This is a genomic window from Halobellus sp. H-GB7, assembly GCF_030848585.1.
Lineage (GTDB): Archaea > Halobacteriota > Halobacteria > Halobacteriales > Haloferacaceae > Haloquadratum > Haloquadratum inordinatus.
The window spans coordinates 34933-52504 of the sequence record NZ_JAVDDW010000005.1 but is presented as its reverse complement, the minus strand read 5'-3'; the positions used below and the strand labels follow the sequence as shown (position 1 = coordinate 52504).

Here is a 17572-nt window from a genome sequence, read left to right as displayed (position 1 = left end):
GCGATTCGACCGCGGCCGCACGAACCGTTTTGTACCCAGAGCCGCCTACCCGACGGTATGTCGAACTCCGGCCTGTCGACTGTCGTCGAGAGTCGGCGGCTCAACGCCGCTTTGGCCGCTTCGATCCTCCTGTTTTTAGCCGTCGCCGCGGTCGCACAGCTCGTCGACGGCGATCACGAGTGGGCCGGGTTCACGATTGCCGTCCTCGCCGTCGCGCTAGTTCCCCCCCTCGCCCGCCGGAGCCCGACCGCGATGCTCCCCTGGGAGGTCGTGCTTCTCGCGGCCCTCCCAATCGTCTCGCGAGCGCTCGTCGCCGGCGAGACCGTCGGCGGGATGACGTTCTCCGGCCGGATCGTCACGTACGTCGCCGTCGCTGCGGTGGCGCTCCTGATCGCAGTCGAACTCGACGTGTTCACCGGGGTGAAGATGAGCCACCGCTTCGCGGTCGTGTTCGTCGTCGTGACCACGATGGCCGCCGCGGGCATCTGGGCGGTCGTCCGCTGGCTCTCCGACGTCCTGCTCGGGACGCGATTCCTCTACGACGGCCGCCCCGAGGCCGTCATCGAGGAGGCGCTGATGTGGGACTTCGTGGCCGCGACGTTCGCTGGGATCTTCGCGGGTGTCCTCTTCGAGTATTACTTCCGGCGTCACGCCCGTCTCGTCCGGCGCATACCCGAGAGCGACCCGGGTGCACGGCCGGATGAGGACGCGGGGAAGCGGCCCCCAGGCGAGGTCGGAGTCTCCACAGAGGAGGCCGATGACCGATGAGGATCCGCGACGTCCTCCACATCACCGACCGCCGCCAGCGACAGGCCGCCCGCGGGATGCAGGCGTTTCTATTGCTGATGCTCCTCGCGGGCTTACTGCTCCGAAGTGGCGGCGTCGTCGTCAACGCCCTCATCGGGCTCGTCGTGACGTTTCTCCCTGGCATCCTCGAGCGCGACGCCGGGATTCCGATGGACGCCGGGCTGACGCTTTGGATCTCTGCGGCGGTGTTTCTCCACGCAGTCGGCACGCTCACGATCCCCGTGATCGGGAAACCCTACGCGAACGTCTGGTGGTGGGACCACCTCACGCACGCCCTCTCGGCCAGTCTCGTCGCCGCCGTCGGCTACGCGACGACCCGCGCGGTCGATATCCACTCCGATTCGGTCTCGTTTCCGCCGCGGTTTCACTTCGTCTTCATCCTGCTCTTCGTCCTGGCCTTCGGCGTCTTCTGGGAGGTGATCGAGTTCGGGATCGGCCTCGCCGCATCGCACACCGGAACAAAGGGCGTCCTCACGCAGTACGGGCTGGAAGACTCGATGCTGGATCTCGTCTTCGACACCGTCGGGGCGATCCTCGTCGCCATCTTCGGCAGCAGACAGCTCGGGGAGGTGATCGACGCGCTGACGGCTCGGCTCGAAGAGCGGCGGGCCGGGTAGCGAGTCGGTAGCGTCGGCCGGACGAATACTGAGTCGGGAGCGAAGTGCAACGCGGTCGCCGTACGGCCCCGAGACTTATCCTGCTCCGTGTTGTATTCCCGCACGGCGATGGTCTTCAAAAAAGTAACACTAATCGGACGGAGCGGAGAGAGTTTCGACGGAGCGGTCGACGACGCGATCGACCGTGCAGAGGAGACGCTCGACAACGTACACTGGATCGAAGTGGACGAACTCGGCGTCGAGGTCGCCTCGGTAGAAGGACGGGAGTACCAGGCGGAAGTCACCGTCGCGTTCCAACTTCGCGAGGGCGCGGAGTAGCGTACGAGTTCGTCGCACCCTGCGCGGCGGTACGACCCCGCTGTGGCGACACAGACGACACACCGACGACTTCTTTTCTGTCGCCCCACCAGAGAGCGTGAATGCCGCGTCTCCTCCACTACTCCGACGTCGAGAACGTCTACGACGACCCGGCCCGCGTGGGGCGCCTCGCCGGCGCGCTCCGCTCTCTGGCCGGCGACGATGCGCTCGTCTGTGGGAGCGGCGACAACACCGCACCGGGCGTGCTCTCGCTGATCGAACGGGGCCGACAGGCGTTGGATCTCTTTCGCGCCGTCGACGCCGACGTCGAGACCTTCGGCAATCACGACTTCGACTACGGCCCGGAGGCGACGCGGTCGCTCGTCGCCGCCGCGCCCCAGACGTGGGTGTCGGCGAACGTCTACGAGAGCGACGGGGAGCGCTTCGCGGCCGACGACGTCGTTCCGCATACGATCGAGACGGTCGACGGCGTCCGGATCGGCTTCGTCGGCGTCACCGACCCCGCGACGCCCTCGCTCAACCCGATGGCCGGGGAACTGCGGTTCAGCGATCCCTACGAGGCCGCCGAGACGGCCGTCGCCGAACTGCGTGCGGCGGGCGTCGACCGCGTCGTGGCGCTCTCACATCTCGGCGGCGGTGACGACGACCTCGCGCGCCGCGTCGACGTCGACGTGATCCTCGGCGGGCACGTCCACGCGGAGCGGCGCGAGTGGGTCGACGAGACGCTGTTGCTCCGTCCGGGCGCGAACGGCCGCGTCGTCTTCGAGGTAACGCTCGAGGAGTCAGGGTCGATCGACGTCGAACGCCACGAGACCGCCGACGCCCCCGTTGCCGACGACGTCGTGTCCGCACTCCAGGGGCGCGTCGACGCCGCCGGACTCGACGAGGTCGTCGCCCACGTCGACCAGCCGATCGACCGCAGCGAACCGACGGTGTTCGGCGGCGAGGCCCGAATCGGCAACTTCGTCGCCGACGCCTACCGGTGGTCCCTGGAGGCCGACGTCGGCCTCCAGAACAGCGGCGGGATCCGTGACGGTCCGCCACTCTCGGGCGACGTCACCGTCGCTGACCTCGTGAGCGTCATTCCCTTCGAGGAACGCGTCGTCCGCGCGGAACTCACCGGCGCAGAACTCTGGGAGGTCTTCCGCGAGTCGGCGGCGGCGGTCGTCGACTTCGGCGAACCCGAGTGGTGGCACGGCCACGTCTCCGGGGCGGAACTCCGGTGGGACGACGACGCGACGGGACTCCTCGAAGCGCGGGTCGGCGGCGAGCCGATCGACCGAGAGGAGCGCTATACGATCGCGACCTCCGCGTATCTCTTGCATACCGACCACGAGTTCCCGACGCTCGAAGAACGGCACCGCGCCGGCGAGGGCGACATCCAGTTCGAGGTCCTCGCCGCGTACGCTCGTGAGTTCGGCATCGACGGGACGGTCGACGGGCGGATCGAGCGCGTTTCGGACGGTCGAACGACGCCCACAGGAACGGACGAATGACGGCCGCGACTGAGGGACTGCGTCGGCGCTTTCGAGACGGTCGCGGCCGCGAAACCCTCCGGAGTGAAAACGTTCAGGAGCCGTGGGGGCGTCAGATCCGACGATGACGCGCGTCGTGGTTCCCGTCCGGTATCCGCTGTCGAAGCACTCGCGAGCGACGCTCTCGGAGGCTATTCGGATCGCCAAGGACCGGGAGGCCGAGTTGACGGTCCTCCACGTCGACCTCTATCAGGAGAACCGCGGCGTGACCCGCGCCGAACTGAAGCGCGCCGTCGAAGCGTCGTTCGGGCCGCTCGAACGCACGCGCTACGTCGTTCGTCGAGGCTTTCTCGTCGAGGAGACGATCCTCGAAGAGATCGCGGCCGACGAGGCGGACGTCATTGTCATCGGCTCGAAGCAGGCGAGCCGGTGGCGGACGATGCTTCGTCGGTTCCTCGATGACCCCGACATCGAGTCGTACCTCCGCGAGAAGCTCGACTGTACGGTGATTACCGTCCGCGACGACGAGTAGCGGACGACGTGTTCGGACGGCCCGACGCGTCTCCTATGCGTCGTCGGCTGACGACTCGTCTGTGTCGTCGGTCGCGTCGGTCTCGGTGGTGGGTTCGTCGACTGCCCCCCGCTCGACTGCGGCGTGCTCGGTTACGCCTCGTTCGTCGTCGTTACCGCTTGCTTCTCTACCAGTTACCTCCCCGCGTGCGACTCTGCCGTCTGCTTCGCGTCCGTCCAGCGGTCCGCGTTGCCCGCTCACTCGCGCGTCGAGCGTCCCGCTGGTGTCGTCGAAGACCAGGTGCCGGTGCGGATAGGCGAACTCGATGTCGGCGTCGGCCTCGTGGAAAGTGTCCCAGATCCGGTCGCGGACCCGCGACTCTATGGTCGGGATCTTGTAGGGCTTCTGTGCCCAGTAGCGGAGCGTGAGGACGACGCCGTCGTCACCGAAGGCCGACCGGAGGACCGTCGGACGGGCGGGATACCGGGCACTTCCGATCCGGATGTCCGGTCCGCCCTCGATGACCTCGTCGTCTCTGGCGGCGGCGCGCCGCATCAACTTCCGGGCGTGTTTGGTATCGGATCCGTAGGTGACGAGGACGTCAAGACTGAGGCGGACGCGTTCGTCTTCCGCGGAGTAGTTCGTCACGAAGTGATCACGGATCGCGGAGTTCGGAATGACGAGGAACGTGTTATCGAGGGTAAACAGCTTCGTGTAGCGGATCGTGATCTCGTCGACGAACGCGCGCCGGCCGTCGTCTAACTCGATCAGATCCCCGATCTCGTACGGCTGGTCGGCGAGGATGAACAGCCCGTTGATGATGCTCCCGACGATCGGCGCGAGCACGATACCGAGGACGGCCGAGAAAACCGTCACCGAGAGGACGAGATCACCGATCTCCAGCCCGAGGACGCTGGCGGCGACGCCGAGCGTGATGATGATCACCCCAACCCGGATCAGCCGCAAGACCATCTGCGCGACGCTCTGTCGGCGGAACTGTCTCGCGACGGAGCGCCCGACGAGTCGGACGACGTATCGTGAGAGGAGGATCCCGAATCCGAGGATCAGCGCGGCCAACACCCACCGCCAGCCGGGGAACTGAAGCCACTGGGGGACGACGCCTCCGAGCGATTCGCCGACGGACGGCGTAGGGGTCGGTACCGGCGTTCCCGTGGACGTCGTCGCCGACTGCATATCTGCGTCCACGACGGGGGCGAAGCATAAGCGTTCTTCCCGAGGGCGGCGCAGGCGTCGTCTGCGAGAAAATCATAAGAGGTATGTTACCGTCACACTCAATATGGCCGATCCCCCGCCACTACAGCCGGATTTCACGATCACTCACGACTCCGAGCCGAGCGAGACGCTCCTCGCGGGCTTTTCGTCGTTCGGCCTCGCGGGGTTGACCGCCGTCGACTACCTCGTCGACCACCTCGAACTGAACGAGCAGGGGCACCTCTCCGCGGAGGGCCTGCCGACGGTGACGCCGTTCGAGGAGGGGCGTCCACGACACCACACGCGGCTGTTCTCCCGCGACGACATCGAGGTGAGCGTTCTGGTCGGAGAACTGTTCGTCCCCGTGGGGGCTGGCCGGACGTTCGCCGACGTGATCCTCGATTGGACCGAAGCGAACGGCGTCCGCGAGGTGGCTATCCTCTCGGGCGTCCCCATCCCACACGGCCCGAACGAACACCGAACGTACTACATCGCGACCGACGACTATCGCGAGCGTCGACTCGCCGACGGGTCGATACCGCCGATGGGGCAGGGTTTTCTCGACGGGACCAACGCTGCGCTCATCGAACGCGGCCTCGACTCGCCACTCGGAGTCTGTACGTTCGTCACGCCCGTCCACGCGCAGGTCCCGGACGTCGAGGCCGCGATCCGCCTGGTCGAGACGGTCGGAGACGTGTACGGCATCGACATCGATTCCGAGCCGCTCGAAGCGTTCGCGGCCGAAGTCGAGCAGTACTACGCCGAACTCGCAGATCGAATGCAGGCGCGTGACGACGATCTCCCCGAAGACAGGATGTATATGTGACCGATCTGCCTGGCACGCAGTGGTCGACCGGTTGGGGAAACGCGACCGACTCAGCCGCGTGCGGCCGGATGCAACCCTGTTCCGAAACACTGTGCTACTCGAACAATAGTAAATGGTAAGTGAACGGGGCGAGAGGCCCACGTATGGCAGACGAACTCCGCACGACGCTGGAGCGGGTCGGAGAGCGCTTCAATCTCGGCGAATACGAGATCGAGGCGTATCTGGCCGTGCTCGAACACGGCGAACTGACCGCCTCCGAGATCGCCGACCGAACCGAGATCCCGCAGCCGAGAGTGTACGACACCGTCCGCAGCCTTTCGGACCGCGGCCTCGTCGAACTTCGTGAGTCGCGGCCGATGAAGATCGTCGCGGTCGCGCCCGACGACGCCTTCGGCAACGTCCAGCAGTCGCTCGACGACCTCGTCTCCGAACTGGAGGCTCGCTATACTGCCCCGGCGCGAGATACCGAAGCCGTCTCGCTTGTCAAGTCGCGCTCGACGATCCTGCGCTACTTCGAGGAGATCATCGAGGACGCCGAGTACGAACTGGTGCTCTCTCTCACTCCCGATCTGCTCCGCCGCTTCCGCGACGATCTCGCCGCCGCCCTCGACGACGGCGTGAGCATCGACCTGCTCGTGACGCCGGCCTCGCGCGCACCGGACCCCTCGGAGTTCGACTACCAGGAAGTCGCGACGGTCGCCCGCGCCCGCCGCGGCATCACCTCGCCGGTGCTCGCCGTCGCCGACGGCAACTACTCGATCTATGCGACTCAGGACGCGCTTCGCGACGACCGTGACCGCTACGGCGTCATCTTCAACCGCTCGGCGCTCGGATTCCTCGTCTCGGGCTTCTTCGGGACCGTCCTCTGGTCGACCGCGGAGACCCTCGTCACCGACGGCAAGCGCCGCCCGTTCCCCCGCCGCTACGCGTCGATCCGCCGCGCCGTGAAGGACGTCCGCGAACTCGACGGTCCGTTCTACGCGTCGATCACGGGCCGCGACATCGAGACGGGAGATCCGGTGATCATCGAAGGAGAAGTCGAGACGACGACGTTCGAGGAGACCGAAGAAGTCGCCTCGCTTCGCCTCAAGACGGACGACGGCGTCCTCGAAGTCGGCGGACTCGTCGCCGCGCTCGAAGACGTCGAAGCTCAAGAGATCATCCTCGGCCGCGACGGCGTCCCCGAGCGCGAGCAGTTCTGATACTGTCGGACAGAACGATGTGAAAAGTATCGTCACCCCGTGGGTGCCAACATCATTCACGAACTTCTGTCCGACAGTATGAACCGTCCCACGTCCCGCCCGGCGCGTCACGAGTCCCGTGCCGCCGTCGGCGAGACGCAACCGCTTTAGGAGTCCCTGTGTTATCGCCATCGACCGATGGAGGCGCGCACGCGGACCTATCTCGAAGGCCGATTCGGCGATTACTACCGCCGTAGCGACGTCTCCCTCCCGCCCGCCGCCGAGCGCCGCGAGTGGGGCCACATCCCCTGGAGCGCCGGGGCGACGACGATGATCCGTCACCAGTCGCTGCTCGACGTGGGCGATCTGGGCGATTTCCTCCACCGCACGGCTCCGCGCCACGTCTACTTCTCGTCGGCCCGGTTTTCGGACCCCGGCGCGAGTTCGATGGACGAGAAGGGCTGGCAGTCTGCGGACCTCGTCTTCGACCTCGACGCCGACCACCTCCCGGGCGTCGACCCCGAGGAGACCTCCTACGCGGAGATGCTCGCGGCCTGCAAGGACGAACTGCTGAACCTCCTGTCGTTCATCGACGACGACTTCGACTTCGAGGAGACCGAAGTCGTCTTCTCCGGCGGCCGCGGCTACCACGTCCACGTCCGCGACCCGTCCGTCAGAGGCCTCGATAGCGAGGCGCGTCGCGAAATCGTCGATTACGTCCGCGCGATCGACCTGGACGTCGATGGCCTCATCGACACCGAATCCAACCGCGGCACGACCCGCCGCGTGCTCCGCCGTCGCGGTGGCTGGGGCGCGCGCGTCCACTCCCGCCTCGTCGACCTGGCGGAATCGCTCCGCGAGATGGACGAGGCGGACGCGCTCGACCGACTCCAGGAACTCGACGGCATCGGCGAGGGCCGAGCACAGACGATCCTGGGGCAGATCCAGCACAACTTCGAGGCGATCCGCGAGGGCAACGTCGAGGCCGGCGGTCCGGGGACTCGCATTCTCGTCGACGCGCTCACGACAGAGGCCGTCGAATCGGAGACGGCACCGATCGACGAGCCGGTGACGACCGACACGAAGCGGCTCATCCGTCTCCCGGGGAGTCTCCACGGTGGCTCGGGGCTGACTGTGATGCCGCTGGATCGCGCGGAACTCGACGATTTCAGGCCGCTGGAAGACGCGATTCCCGACCGTTTCCGCGGGCGGGAAATCAAGGTGAACGTCACCGACCCCGGCCCGACGACGTTCGACGGCGACACGTTTACTATCGAGGAGGGAGAGCAATCCCTCGAAGAGTGCCTCGGGATCTTCTTGATGACCCGAGGGCGCGCGGAGAAAATTAAAGAATGAATTTAGACGAGTTGCGGAGCGTCCGACGCACAGAGCGCCAAAAGGACAGCCTCCAGCACCTCCGCGACTCGTTTTACGAAGACGTCGCCGCCTACATCGCAGAGCGCAAGGCCGAGCGACAGCGCGCGGCCGAGCAAGCCGCGGACCCCTTTGCAGACCCCGAGGTCGGCCAGCTCACCGACGAGATCGAGACGGCCGAAGACGTCGTCGAGTCGATCTACGAGCGCCGCGTCGGCAAAGTGGTCAAACTCGCGTCGTTCGCGGCCGCGGATATGAGCGCCGACACAAACGGCCTCACCGCCGAGGAGAAAGCGCTGTTCGACGATCTCGTCGCTCGGATCAAACAGAGCCGCGGAACCGTCCTCGACGTCCTCTCGGGCGAAGGCGAGGGTGCGACGCCGGACGACACCCAAGCCGTGACCGGGGACGCGCCCGCCCCTGCGTCGTCGTCCCAGGAGCCGGCACCGGGGGAGCCTTCCGACCCAACGCCGTCTGCCCCTTCCAATCTCTCACCGTCTGAGGCGAATACCGCCGAGACGCCCGAGACGTCGGCGTCGACCACTGAACCGTCGAATCCCCCGTCTCACGAGAGCGGGGCGGACGTGGATGCACCCACCCCGTCGGGGGCCACAGCGCCCGACGACGTCCTCGCGGAGGCGATGGGGTCGACAGACGCCGATTCCGCCGGCGTCGACGCGTCGGACGACGATTCCACTGGGAGGGAGTCGTCTGGGCCGTCGCCGGACGTGCCCCCGGACGCGCCGCCGGACGCCGCAGCGCAAGATGCGCCCGTCGTCGAGAACGTCGGTGACGGTCGCAACGGCAACGATCACGACAGGGACGGCCGGGAACCCGACGGCGGCGTCGCCGGCGCCGCCCCGCTGCCGGAGCACACAGACGCTGCACCGGAATCTGCGGCCACGCAGAGCGCCCACGCTGATCCGTCGGATAGTTCCGAAGCCGACGACGCCGACCGCGTCACGCTCCGCATCACCGAAGACGTTGGGCAGATATTCGGCGTCGACGAGCGCGAGTACGACCTCGCATCGGAAGACGTCGTGACGCTCCCGTCGACCAACGCGGGCCCGCTGCTGGACCGCGACGCGGCCGAACGCCTCGACTGACTGCACCGCCGAGCGGTACGTTGAAGCGCCTCTCTGCGAAACTGCCGGTGATGCTCGACACCGGAGAGACCGCCCCAGACTTCGAGTTGCCCGATCAGGACGGCGAGACCGCCTCGCTGTCGGCACACCGCGGCGAGTACGTCGTCGTCTACTTCTACCCGCGTGCGGACACCCCTGGATGTACGACGGAGGCGTGCGGGTTTCGCGACAATTTCGAGGCGTTCGAGGCCCGCGACGTGACCGTCTTCGGGATCAGCGACGACCCCGTCGACGACCTGGCGTCGTTCGCCGAGAAGTACGACCTCTCGTTCCGACTGCTCTCGGACCCGGACGGGGACGTCGCGAGCGCGTACGACTCCTACGGGGAGAAGAATATGTTCGGCAACACCTTCGACGGCGTCTTCCGGAACACCTACGTCGTCGGTCCCGACGGCGACGTCGTCCTCGCGTACGAGGGCGTCTCCCCAGACGGACACGCCGAAGCGATCCTCGACGACCTCGCGGAACGCGACGCTGCGTAAGGAGTAGCGAGGTCGAATCTGAAACACCGTGGTCGAATCTATAGGTGGCTAGCTAGCGTCCTGGTCGACCGGAGCGAACACCAGATTTCCGCTGGAATAAACTCTAAACTGGTTGTATTCTGTGGCTATCGAGAAGAACGTACTACTACATACTCCACAGTCCGGATAAAAACTCGTCGATCGGTCGAACGTGAGGCGGTCCGAGCGGGCACGTCCTGGCGGATCAATCGAGTCAGATCGCGGTCACCGCCGGTTCTCGATCCTCGATCAGCCACGGAAAATCGTGGCTACCTGTGGGTCTTTGGCGGTTCGGCCCCGAGAGGTGGATATGTCGGACACAGCGGGAGAGCGATCGAATCGGTGGGGTCGCCCCTGGCCACCCCTCGGCGTCGGCGTGGCGGCCGCCCTCACGAGCCTCTACGGACTCGTGTTCGTCGTGGGTGGCGCCACCGCCAGGAGCGTTCTCGGCGTCGGCTACGGTCTCGTGCTCGTCGCAGTCGCGGCGCTCCTCTGGACGCGCCATCGATGGGGCTGGTGGGGTGCGATGGTCGTCTACGGACTGGGCGCGCTGTTCGCGATGAGCAACATTCTCGCGGGCGACTCACGGTTCGCCGTCGCGGTCGTCGTCTCGCTGCTCGTACTCCTGTATCTCCTGACTCACTACGAGTACTTCTTCCCGAATGCCGGGGTCACACAGTCCAACAGCGGTGACGCCGACAGCGACGACTCGTCGGCGTGAAACGAATCGATAAAAACGAAACAGTTCGGCGGGCGTCCCTTACTGGAACGTCCGACTGAACTCGGCGTCGGGTTCGCGCTCGACCTCGCTGGTCTGGAAGCGCTGTTCGATCTCCTCGTAGCGCTCGCGCGTCTCCTGGGTCACGCTGGGGCCGACCTCCTCGAGCGCCTGCTCGAAGTGTGCCATCGTTACGCGGACGTTGCCGACGGATTCGGCGACTTCCTCGCGCGAGACGCTGTTGATGAACTCGCGGCTCGCAGCCATCGAGGCCTCGCGGCAGACCGCTTCGATGTCCGCGCCGACGTAGCCGTCGGTCCGCGCGGCCAGTTCGTCGAGGTCGACGTCGTCGGCCAGCGGCTTGTGCTCGGAGTGGACCTCGAAGATCGCCCGGCGCGCGTCCTCGTCGGGGACGGGCACGTGGACGTGGCGGTCCAGCCGGCCCGGGCGGAGGAGCGCCGAGTCGATGAGGTCAGGCCGGTTCGTCGTCGCGACGACGACGACGTCCTCGAGCGATTCGAGGCCGTCGAGTTCGGTCAGCAGCTGTGAGACGACGCGCTCTGAGACGCCCGAATCGCCCGTGTTGCGACCACGCTCGGTGGCGATAGAGTCGATCTCGTCGAAGAAGACCACGGTGGGTGCGTTCTCGCGGGCCTTCTTGAAGATCTCGCGGACGCCCTTCTCGGACTCGCCGACGTACTTATCGAGGAGTTCCGGCCCTTTCACCGAGATGAAGTTGGACTCGGACTCGTTGGCGACGGCCTTCGCCAGGAGGGTCTTCCCGGTCCCGGGCGGCCCGTACATCAGGACGCCCTTCGCGGACTGCATATCCATCGCGTCGAAGACCTCCGGGTACTCCAGCGGCCACTGGATCGTCTCGCGGAGCCGCTCTTTGGTGTCTTCGAGCCCGCCGACGTTCTCCCAGGTCACGTCGGGGACTTCGACGAACACTTCGCGGAGCGCCGAGGGCTCGATACCCTTGATCGCCTCTTTGAAGTCGTTCGTCGTCACCGACAGCGATTCGAGCACCTGGGCGTCGATCTCATCGGATTCGAGGTCGAGTTTTGGGCGGATGCGCCGGAGGGCGTTCATCGCGGCTTCCTTCGCGAGGCTCTCGATGTCGGCCCCGACGAAGCCGTGGGTGTTGTCGGCGTACTCGTCGAGGTCGACGCCGTCTCCGAGCGGCATATTCCGCGTGTGGACCTGGAGGATCTCCTTTCGGCCCTCGCGGTCCGGCACGCCGATCTCGATCTCGCGGTCGAAGCGACCGCCACGGCGCAGCGCCGGGTCGATCGCATCCACTCTGTTCGTCGCGCCGATGACGACGACCTCACCGCGTTCGTCGAGGCCGTCCATCAGTGAGAGCAACTGGGCGACGACCCGGCGTTCGACGTCGCCGCCGGCCTCGCCGCGCTTGGGGGCGATCGAGTCGATCTCGTCGACGAAGACGATCGCGGGGGCTTCCTCCTCGGCTTCCTCGAAGATCTCACGGAGCTGCTCTTCGGACTCCCCGTAGTACTTCGACATAATCTCGGGGCCCGAGATGGTGTGGAAGGAGGCGTCGATCTCGTTGGCGACGGCCTTCGCGATCAGGGTCTTCCCCGTGCCCGGCGGGCCGTGGAGTAAGACGCCCTTCGGCGGCTCGATACCGAGCCGCTGGAACAGCTCGGGGTGTCGCATCGGGAGCTCGATCATCTCGCGGACCTGTTCGAGTTCCCGGTCGAGGCCGCCGATGTCCTCGTAGGTCACCGAGGGCGTCTCGCTCTCGGCTTCCTCTGCGGACTGGATCTCCTCGGCGGGCGTCTGGCTGATCGACACCTCGGTCGAGTCCGTAACGACGACCGTGCCGCTCGGCTCGGTCGAAGCGATCTTCAGGGGGATCGGCTGATTCGAGGAGGTCATAAAGCCGAACCCGAACGGCACGCGGATGTTCTGCCCCTGCGTGACGGGCTGGCCGGCGAGCTTGTCGCGGAGGTGCGCGCCGATGTTGCCGCTGATCCGGAGGTTCTGCGGGAGGGCCACAGAGACGTGTTTGGCGGGCTTGATGTCCGCTTTCTCGACTTCGACGCGGTCGTCGATGCCGACGTTCGCCTGCTGGCGGAGTCGGCCGTCGATGCGGATCACGCCGGTGCCGCTGTCCTCGGGATAGCCGGGCCAGACGCGAGCGATGGCGGTGCCGCCGTTGCCGTCGATGCGAATGTAGTCACCGCCTTCGAGGCCGAGCTCCTCGGCCGCCTCGCGGTCGATCGCCGCGAGGCCGCGTCCGGCGTCCTTCTGCTTGAGCGGTTTGACCGTGAGATTCATTTTTCGACCGTGATCGTGAGCACGCCGTTGTTCGTCGCGACCGATGCCTCCTCACCGGGGAGTTCGAACTCCGTCTCGGAGATCTGCTCGCCCGTGTCGGCCACGACGATCGCGGTCGTACCGACGATGTCGACGTCGATGTCCTCGGAGGCGAGGCCGACGTCCGCGGCGAGAACCCAGCAGTCGTCGTACTCGTACCGGCGGACGATCCGCTCGCTTTCACCGGCTAATTGATTGCTACTCATTGGTATTCCTAACTCCAAGTTAGTCGCGTAGATATTTAAATCTGTCGCGCATAAATCGCATCACTGCGGAGGGTATACCGAAATAGCGGTTGAATTGCGATTCGGGGGTGTGCGTCGGCTCCCGGTGACGACGTCGATTCGCTACACGACCGCGCTGAGGGTTTATATCGCCGCCAGCCCAACGAAACGGTATGCAAACCGTGACACATCACGGCCGAGAGACGGCCTACCGGACGTTCGATCGGGGGGCGAACGGGCCGACGATCCTCGCCGTCCACGGCAGCGGCGGCACGCACCGGGTCTGGACCCCGCAGTCGAAACTCGCTACCGAGTTCCAGTTCGTCGCGCTCGATTTGAGCGGTCACGGCGAAAGCGAGGACGTCTCGGCCGAACCCGGGTACGAAGCCCTCTCCGCGTACGTAGACGACGTCGTCGCGGTCGCCGAGGCTGTCGACGCCGACGTCCTCCTCGGGAACTCGCTCGGTGGGGCAGTCGTGCTCACGACGCTCTTGGAGCGTGACCTCGACGTCTCGGAAACGATCCTCGCAGGGGCTGGCGCGCGACTGCCGGTCCTCGACGACCTCCTTCGGTGGGTTTCAGCGGACTTCGAGCGCGTCCTCGAGTTCTTCCAGGAGCCCGATCACCTCTTTCACGACGCCGACGACGCCACGCTAGAACTGTCGCAGGCGGCGCTTCGCGAGACGGGGAGTGACATCCTCGAACGGGACTTTCGGACGGCCCACGCCTTCGACGTTCGCGGCGAACTCGCGGTGATCGACGTGCCGACGCTCGCGCTCGTCGGCGAGTACGACCGCCTCACGCCACCGTACTACCACGAACAACTCTGCGCCGAACTGCCGGACTGCGAAGTGACCGTCCTCGACGACGCCGCACACCTCGCGATGTTAGAGGTTCCAGAACAGTTTAACGACGCCGTCAGCGCGTTCCTGACGGAGTGACAACGGGGCTCATCTCGGCTCTTATCGACTGTCTGCCGATTCAGCCGACTCCCGGATGTGTTCTCCGCTTAGCTGTCTTCGCTGGGCGGGAATTCACCTGACGCGACCGCGTCGCGGTACGCTTCGACGGCATCGGACATCTCCTCGCGGAGCGATCCGAACCGGCGCGCGAACGGCGGCGAGCGCTCGCTCAGCCCCAGGACGTCGTCGACGACAAGCACTTGCCCGTCACAGTCGGGGCCGGCTCCGATGCCGATCGTCGGAATGTCGAGAGCTGCCGTGATGCGTGCCGCCAGCGACGCGGGCACGTGTTCGAGGACCACAGAGAAAGCACCGGCCTCGGCGTGGCGCTTCGCGAGGTCGTGAATCCGATCGGCGTCTTCGGCACCCGTGCCCTGCTTCTCGTAGCCGAGTTCCTTGACCCGCTGCGGCGTCAGCCCCACGTGCGCCATCACCGGAATCCCCAACTGGACGAGTCGCTCGGTGAGTTCGACGGTGTGCTCGCCGGACTCGATCTTCACCGCGTCGACGCCGGCCTCCTTCAGCAACCGTCCGCAGTTGCGGACGCTCTCGCTCTCGTCGACGCCCACCGAGAGAAACGGCAGGTCGGCGACGACGAGCGCTTCGTCGGTCGCGCGGGCGACCGCGGCGCTCCGGGAGGCGATCTCGTCGTAGGTCACCGGCAGCGTCGAGTCGTAACCCAGCGCCGTGTCGCCGACGCTGTCGCCGACGAGAATCACGTCGATGCCCGCTTCCTCGACGACGGCGGCTGTCGTCGCATCGTACGCCGTCAGCATCGTGATGGGCTGTGCATCGGAATCGGCTCGCTCGCGGATGTCGCGTACCGTCGTCACAGGCTGAGGTCGTCGTCAGCCCGATTAAACCGTTCGTTGCCGGCGAGCGGCCGTCGGGGACCGGCACCGCAGCCGACGAAAACCGGCACCGCTTTTGCGCGGCCGACGAAGGCTCGAACGTGCAACCAGTCGAGACGTCCGACCCCGAGGGTGTCGACTACGGGTGGGTGATGCAGACCACGTTCGTGCTCACCATCGTCGTTGGCGCGCCGGTCGTCGCCGCGCTCTCGATCCAGACGACCCTGCCGACCTGGGGTGCGCGCGTCGAGTTCGCGATCCGAGTGGGCGCGGTGGTCTGGATCGTCGTCGCCCTCGCGGTCTTCCTCTACGCGCGGCGGTTCGACGCCGGCGACGGCGGTCGCGACCCCGACGAGATCCCCGACAGCGACGACTGACCCGGGGCGCGCTCGCTCGAGGCCGTCGGCACTAACACCGCTGCTTCCGGCGCCTCGTCGGAAGGCCTTTCACCCGAGTCACCGACTCTCGGATATGATCGACGAGACCATAGCGGAGATCCGAGAGATGCAGACGCACAGTTCGTCGGTCGTCGCCGTGAAGGCGACGCGGGCGCTCTCGGAACTCACAGAGCGCGATCACGCCACCGTCGAGGAGTTCGAGCGCGACCTCGAACGCAACGTGAGCGCGCTCAAGCGCGCGAACCCCTCGCACGCGTCACTGTTCAACGCGATGCAGACAGTCCTCGTCAACGTCGTCGATCGGGAAGACACCGTCGCGGAGGCGAAGTCGCTCCTCGAAGACGTGATCGACCGAGTCGTCGAAGACGTCCAGCAGGGGAAATCCCGCGCCGCGCAAAACGCCGTTTCGATCTTCGAGGACGGCGAAACGTTCCTCACGCACGACTTCTCGTCGACGGTCCTCGAAGCGGTCGAGACGGCCGCAGCAGACGGCAACAACCTCACGGCGTACGTCACAGAGGCGCGGCCGCGTTACCTCGGCCGGAAGGCCGCGCGTCGGCTCGCCGAGATCGACCGCGTGGACACGCATCTGATGGTCGACGGCGCGGCCGGGACCTTCCTCGAAGACTGCGACCGCGTCGTCGTCGGGATGGACTGCATCGTCGAGGACACGCTGTACAACCGCGTCGGCACGTACCCGATCGTCGCGACCGCGAACCACCTCGACGTCCCCGTGACGGTCGTCGGCTCGGCGGCGAAGATCGTCGACGACGGCTTCGTCTTCGAGAACGAGTTCCGCTCGCCCGCGGAGGTCTCGCTCGAACCGATCGAGGACGTCGTAATCGAGAATCCCGCCTACGACGCGACGCCCGTGGAACTGGTCGACGAAGTGATCACGGACAACGGCGTCGAGAACCTCTAGTCGCGCGGAGACGACTCATACTGTCGGACAGAACGATGTGAAAATCATCGGCACCCCGTGGGTGCCAACATGATTCACGAACTGCTGTCCGACAGTGTCACTCGCCGACGACGGACCGACGGAAGAAATCGGCGAACTTCTCGCGAAGCGAGGAGCCGTCGCCGAGGCGGAGGTAGTACGCGTCGCCGCCGTCCTCGTAGTAGCCGGTGATCCGCCGCTGGATCTCGAAGCCGAGGTGGTCGTAAAACGAGAGTGCGGACTCGTTGGTCGCCCGGGCGTGACAGGAGATCGAATCGTGCTCTTGGAGCGCGGCGGCGACGAGCCGCTTGCCGTAGCCTTCGCCGCGATGTTCCGGGGAGACCGCGAGAAACAGAATGTAGCCGTCCCGGCGAACCGACGCGAAGCCGACGAGTTCTTCCTCCTCGTAGAGCAGGTGATCGCGCGCGCGCCGGTAGGCGTCGACGAAGAACGTCCGGCGCTGTTTGAGTACCCCCTCGCGCGTTCGGATGCGCTCTTTCAGGTCCCACGCGTCTTCGGCGTACTCCGCGGAACCTGGGGCGTCCACCCGCATCTCGACGTTGACGCTCACGCGCTTGAATAGAACCACGACCGATATAATTCCTCCGTCGACTCCTAATGCTGCCGGCCGGCCCGAAGTCGTCGTAGCGCGCAACTCAAAGCAAGACGACGAGCGCGAGCGCGACGAAGACCGCGCCGGTCAACGCGACCTGCACGACGGTCGAGGCGAGCACGCCGACGGTCGAGTACAGCGCCACGCGGAGTCCCGCCTCGGCGTCGGCGTGCTGGGCGAACTCGACGGCGAAGACGGTCGCTGCGAGCCCGAGCACGAACCCGATCGGGCCGGCGACCACGAGGAGTACGAGGCCGACGAGCACCGCCGCCGCCGTCGTGAGAGCCGAAGCCCCGCCGGCCCGCGCGGCGATCGCCCCGCCGAAGTAGTCGACGAGCATCGTAAGCAGGCCGACGCCGACCAGGACGGCCACGAGGAGGACTGACGGCTCCGCGTAGCCGGTCGACCACCAGTAGACGAGGACGCCGACGACGGAGAGCAATCCGCCGGGAACGAGCGGCAGCACCGCGCCGAGGACGCCGAGGGCGACGAGGCCGAGCGCGAGCCAAGTGAGCGGCTCCATACGGAGACGTCGTCGCCGACGGTGATGAACGCGG

20 protein-coding genes are annotated in these 17572 nt (G+C 66.3%); 14 read left to right on the top strand and 6 right to left on the bottom strand.

The genetic code is table 11. The features are described 5' to 3' along the window. Positions 1-57: 57 nt before the first annotated feature. The 5 genes from RBH22_RS10590 to RBH22_RS10570 all read left to right on the top strand — a co-directional run bounded on the left by RBH22_RS10590 (position 58) and on the right by RBH22_RS10570 (position 3749). On the top strand, positions 58-768 hold the full coding sequence (locus RBH22_RS10590; protein ID WP_306677450.1) for a hypothetical protein: 711 nt from the start codon (positions 58-60) through the stop codon (positions 766-768). Continuing rightward, positions 765-1424, top strand: a complete 660-nt coding sequence (locus tag RBH22_RS10585) for a hypothetical protein (protein WP_256545519.1) — start codon at positions 765-767, stop codon at positions 1422-1424. The genes RBH22_RS10590 and RBH22_RS10585 overlap by 4 nt, the downstream gene beginning before the upstream one ends. A 108-nt stretch (positions 1425-1532) precedes the next feature. Then, positions 1533-1742, top strand: a complete 210-nt coding sequence (locus RBH22_RS10580; protein WP_256289703.1) for a dodecin — start codon at positions 1533-1535, stop codon at positions 1740-1742. Positions 1743-1843: 101 nt separating this feature from the next. Beyond that, positions 1844-3238 carry a bifunctional metallophosphatase/5'-nucleotidase gene (locus RBH22_RS10575; protein WP_306677449.1) on the top strand — a complete coding sequence of 465 codons (1395 nt, stop codon included), beginning with the start codon at positions 1844-1846 and terminating at the stop codon, positions 3236-3238. A 103-nt stretch (positions 3239-3341) separates the two neighbouring features. Then, positions 3342-3749 (top strand): universal stress protein, encoded by a 408-nt coding sequence (locus tag RBH22_RS10570; protein WP_306677448.1) that lies wholly within the window; start codon positions 3342-3344, stop codon positions 3747-3749. A gap of 33 nt (positions 3750-3782) precedes the next feature. Here the strand turns inward: RBH22_RS10570 and RBH22_RS10565 are convergent, their stop codons facing one another. After that, positions 3783-4922: a mechanosensitive ion channel family protein gene (locus RBH22_RS10565; protein WP_306677447.1), complete on the bottom strand. Its 1140-nt coding sequence runs from the start codon at positions 4920-4922 to the stop codon at positions 3783-3785. Between the two features lie 103 nt (positions 4923-5025). Between RBH22_RS10565 and RBH22_RS10560 the strand changes: the two genes are divergently transcribed. From RBH22_RS10560 to RBH22_RS10535, 6 genes are all read left to right on the top strand, one after another. Further along, the gene (locus RBH22_RS10560; RefSeq protein ID WP_306677446.1) at positions 5026-5766 is read left to right on the top strand and encodes a PAC2 family protein; all 741 of its coding nucleotides are present in this window, start codon (positions 5026-5028) and stop codon (positions 5764-5766) included. 143 nt (positions 5767-5909) lie between these two features. Next, positions 5910-6968 carry a TrmB family transcriptional regulator gene (locus RBH22_RS10555; protein ID WP_256289698.1) on the top strand — a complete coding sequence of 353 codons (1059 nt, stop codon included), beginning with the start codon at positions 5910-5912 and terminating at the stop codon, positions 6966-6968. 177 nt (positions 6969-7145) lie between these two features. Next, positions 7146-8303, top strand: coding sequence for a DNA primase small subunit PriS (gene priS / locus RBH22_RS10550; protein ID WP_256545513.1), 1158 nt, complete (start codon positions 7146-7148; stop codon positions 8301-8303). Next, positions 8300-9427, top strand: coding sequence for a hypothetical protein (locus RBH22_RS10545; RefSeq protein ID WP_306677445.1), 1128 nt, complete (start codon positions 8300-8302; stop codon positions 9425-9427). Before priS ends, RBH22_RS10545 begins: the two co-directional genes overlap by 4 nt. Positions 9428-9477: 50 nt before the next feature. Continuing rightward, the gene (gene bcp / locus RBH22_RS10540; protein WP_306677444.1) at positions 9478-9948 is read left to right on the top strand and encodes a thioredoxin-dependent thiol peroxidase; all 471 of its coding nucleotides are present in this window, start codon (positions 9478-9480) and stop codon (positions 9946-9948) included. A gap of 328 nt (positions 9949-10276) precedes the next feature. Continuing rightward, positions 10277-10687: a hypothetical protein gene (locus RBH22_RS10535; protein ID WP_256289694.1), complete on the top strand. Its 411-nt coding sequence runs from the start codon at positions 10277-10279 to the stop codon at positions 10685-10687. A 39-nt stretch (positions 10688-10726) separates the two neighbouring features. On the opposite strand, the gene RBH22_RS10530 is transcribed toward RBH22_RS10535, so the two are convergent. Together RBH22_RS10530 and RBH22_RS10525 are read right to left on the bottom strand one after the other, a co-directional pair. Beyond that, a complete protein-coding gene (locus RBH22_RS10530; protein WP_306677443.1) occupies positions 10727-12988 on the bottom strand; it encodes a CDC48 family AAA ATPase in 2262 nt (753 codons plus the stop codon). Further along, the gene (locus tag RBH22_RS10525; protein WP_256545508.1) at positions 12985-13233 is read right to left on the bottom strand and encodes an Hsp20/alpha crystallin family protein; all 249 of its coding nucleotides are present in this window, start codon (positions 13231-13233) and stop codon (positions 12985-12987) included. The genes RBH22_RS10530 and RBH22_RS10525 overlap by 4 nt, the downstream gene beginning before the upstream one ends. 191 nt (positions 13234-13424) lie before the next feature. On the opposite strand from RBH22_RS10525, the gene RBH22_RS10520 reads away from it, so the two are divergent. Further along, on the top strand, positions 13425-14192 hold the full coding sequence (locus tag RBH22_RS10520; RefSeq protein ID WP_306677442.1) for an alpha/beta hydrolase: 768 nt from the start codon (positions 13425-13427) through the stop codon (positions 14190-14192). Between the two features lie 68 nt (positions 14193-14260). Here RBH22_RS10520 and panB read toward each other — a convergent pair whose 3' ends face one another. Further along, the gene (panB, locus tag RBH22_RS10515; RefSeq protein ID WP_306677441.1) at positions 14261-15046 is read right to left on the bottom strand and encodes a 3-methyl-2-oxobutanoate hydroxymethyltransferase; all 786 of its coding nucleotides are present in this window, start codon (positions 15044-15046) and stop codon (positions 14261-14263) included. A gap of 119 nt (positions 15047-15165) precedes the next feature. Between panB and RBH22_RS10510 the strand changes: the two genes are divergently transcribed. After that, entirely contained in the window at positions 15166-15441 is a 276-nt protein-coding gene (locus RBH22_RS10510) for a DUF5822 domain-containing protein (RefSeq protein WP_121569533.1), read from the top strand. 94 nt (positions 15442-15535) lie between these two features. Continuing rightward, positions 15536-16384, top strand: a complete 849-nt coding sequence (locus tag RBH22_RS10505) for a translation initiation factor eIF-2B (RefSeq protein WP_256545505.1) — start codon at positions 15536-15538, stop codon at positions 16382-16384. A 97-nt stretch (positions 16385-16481) separates the two neighbouring features. On the opposite strand, the gene RBH22_RS10500 is transcribed toward RBH22_RS10505, so the two are convergent. Further along, positions 16482-16973: an N-acetyltransferase gene (locus RBH22_RS10500; protein ID WP_306677440.1), complete on the bottom strand. Its 492-nt coding sequence runs from the start codon at positions 16971-16973 to the stop codon at positions 16482-16484. Between the two features lie 85 nt (positions 16974-17058). Next, positions 17059-17538, bottom strand: a complete 480-nt coding sequence (locus RBH22_RS10495; protein ID WP_256289687.1) for a DUF456 domain-containing protein — start codon at positions 17536-17538, stop codon at positions 17059-17061. Positions 17539-17572: the final 34 nt, after the last annotated feature.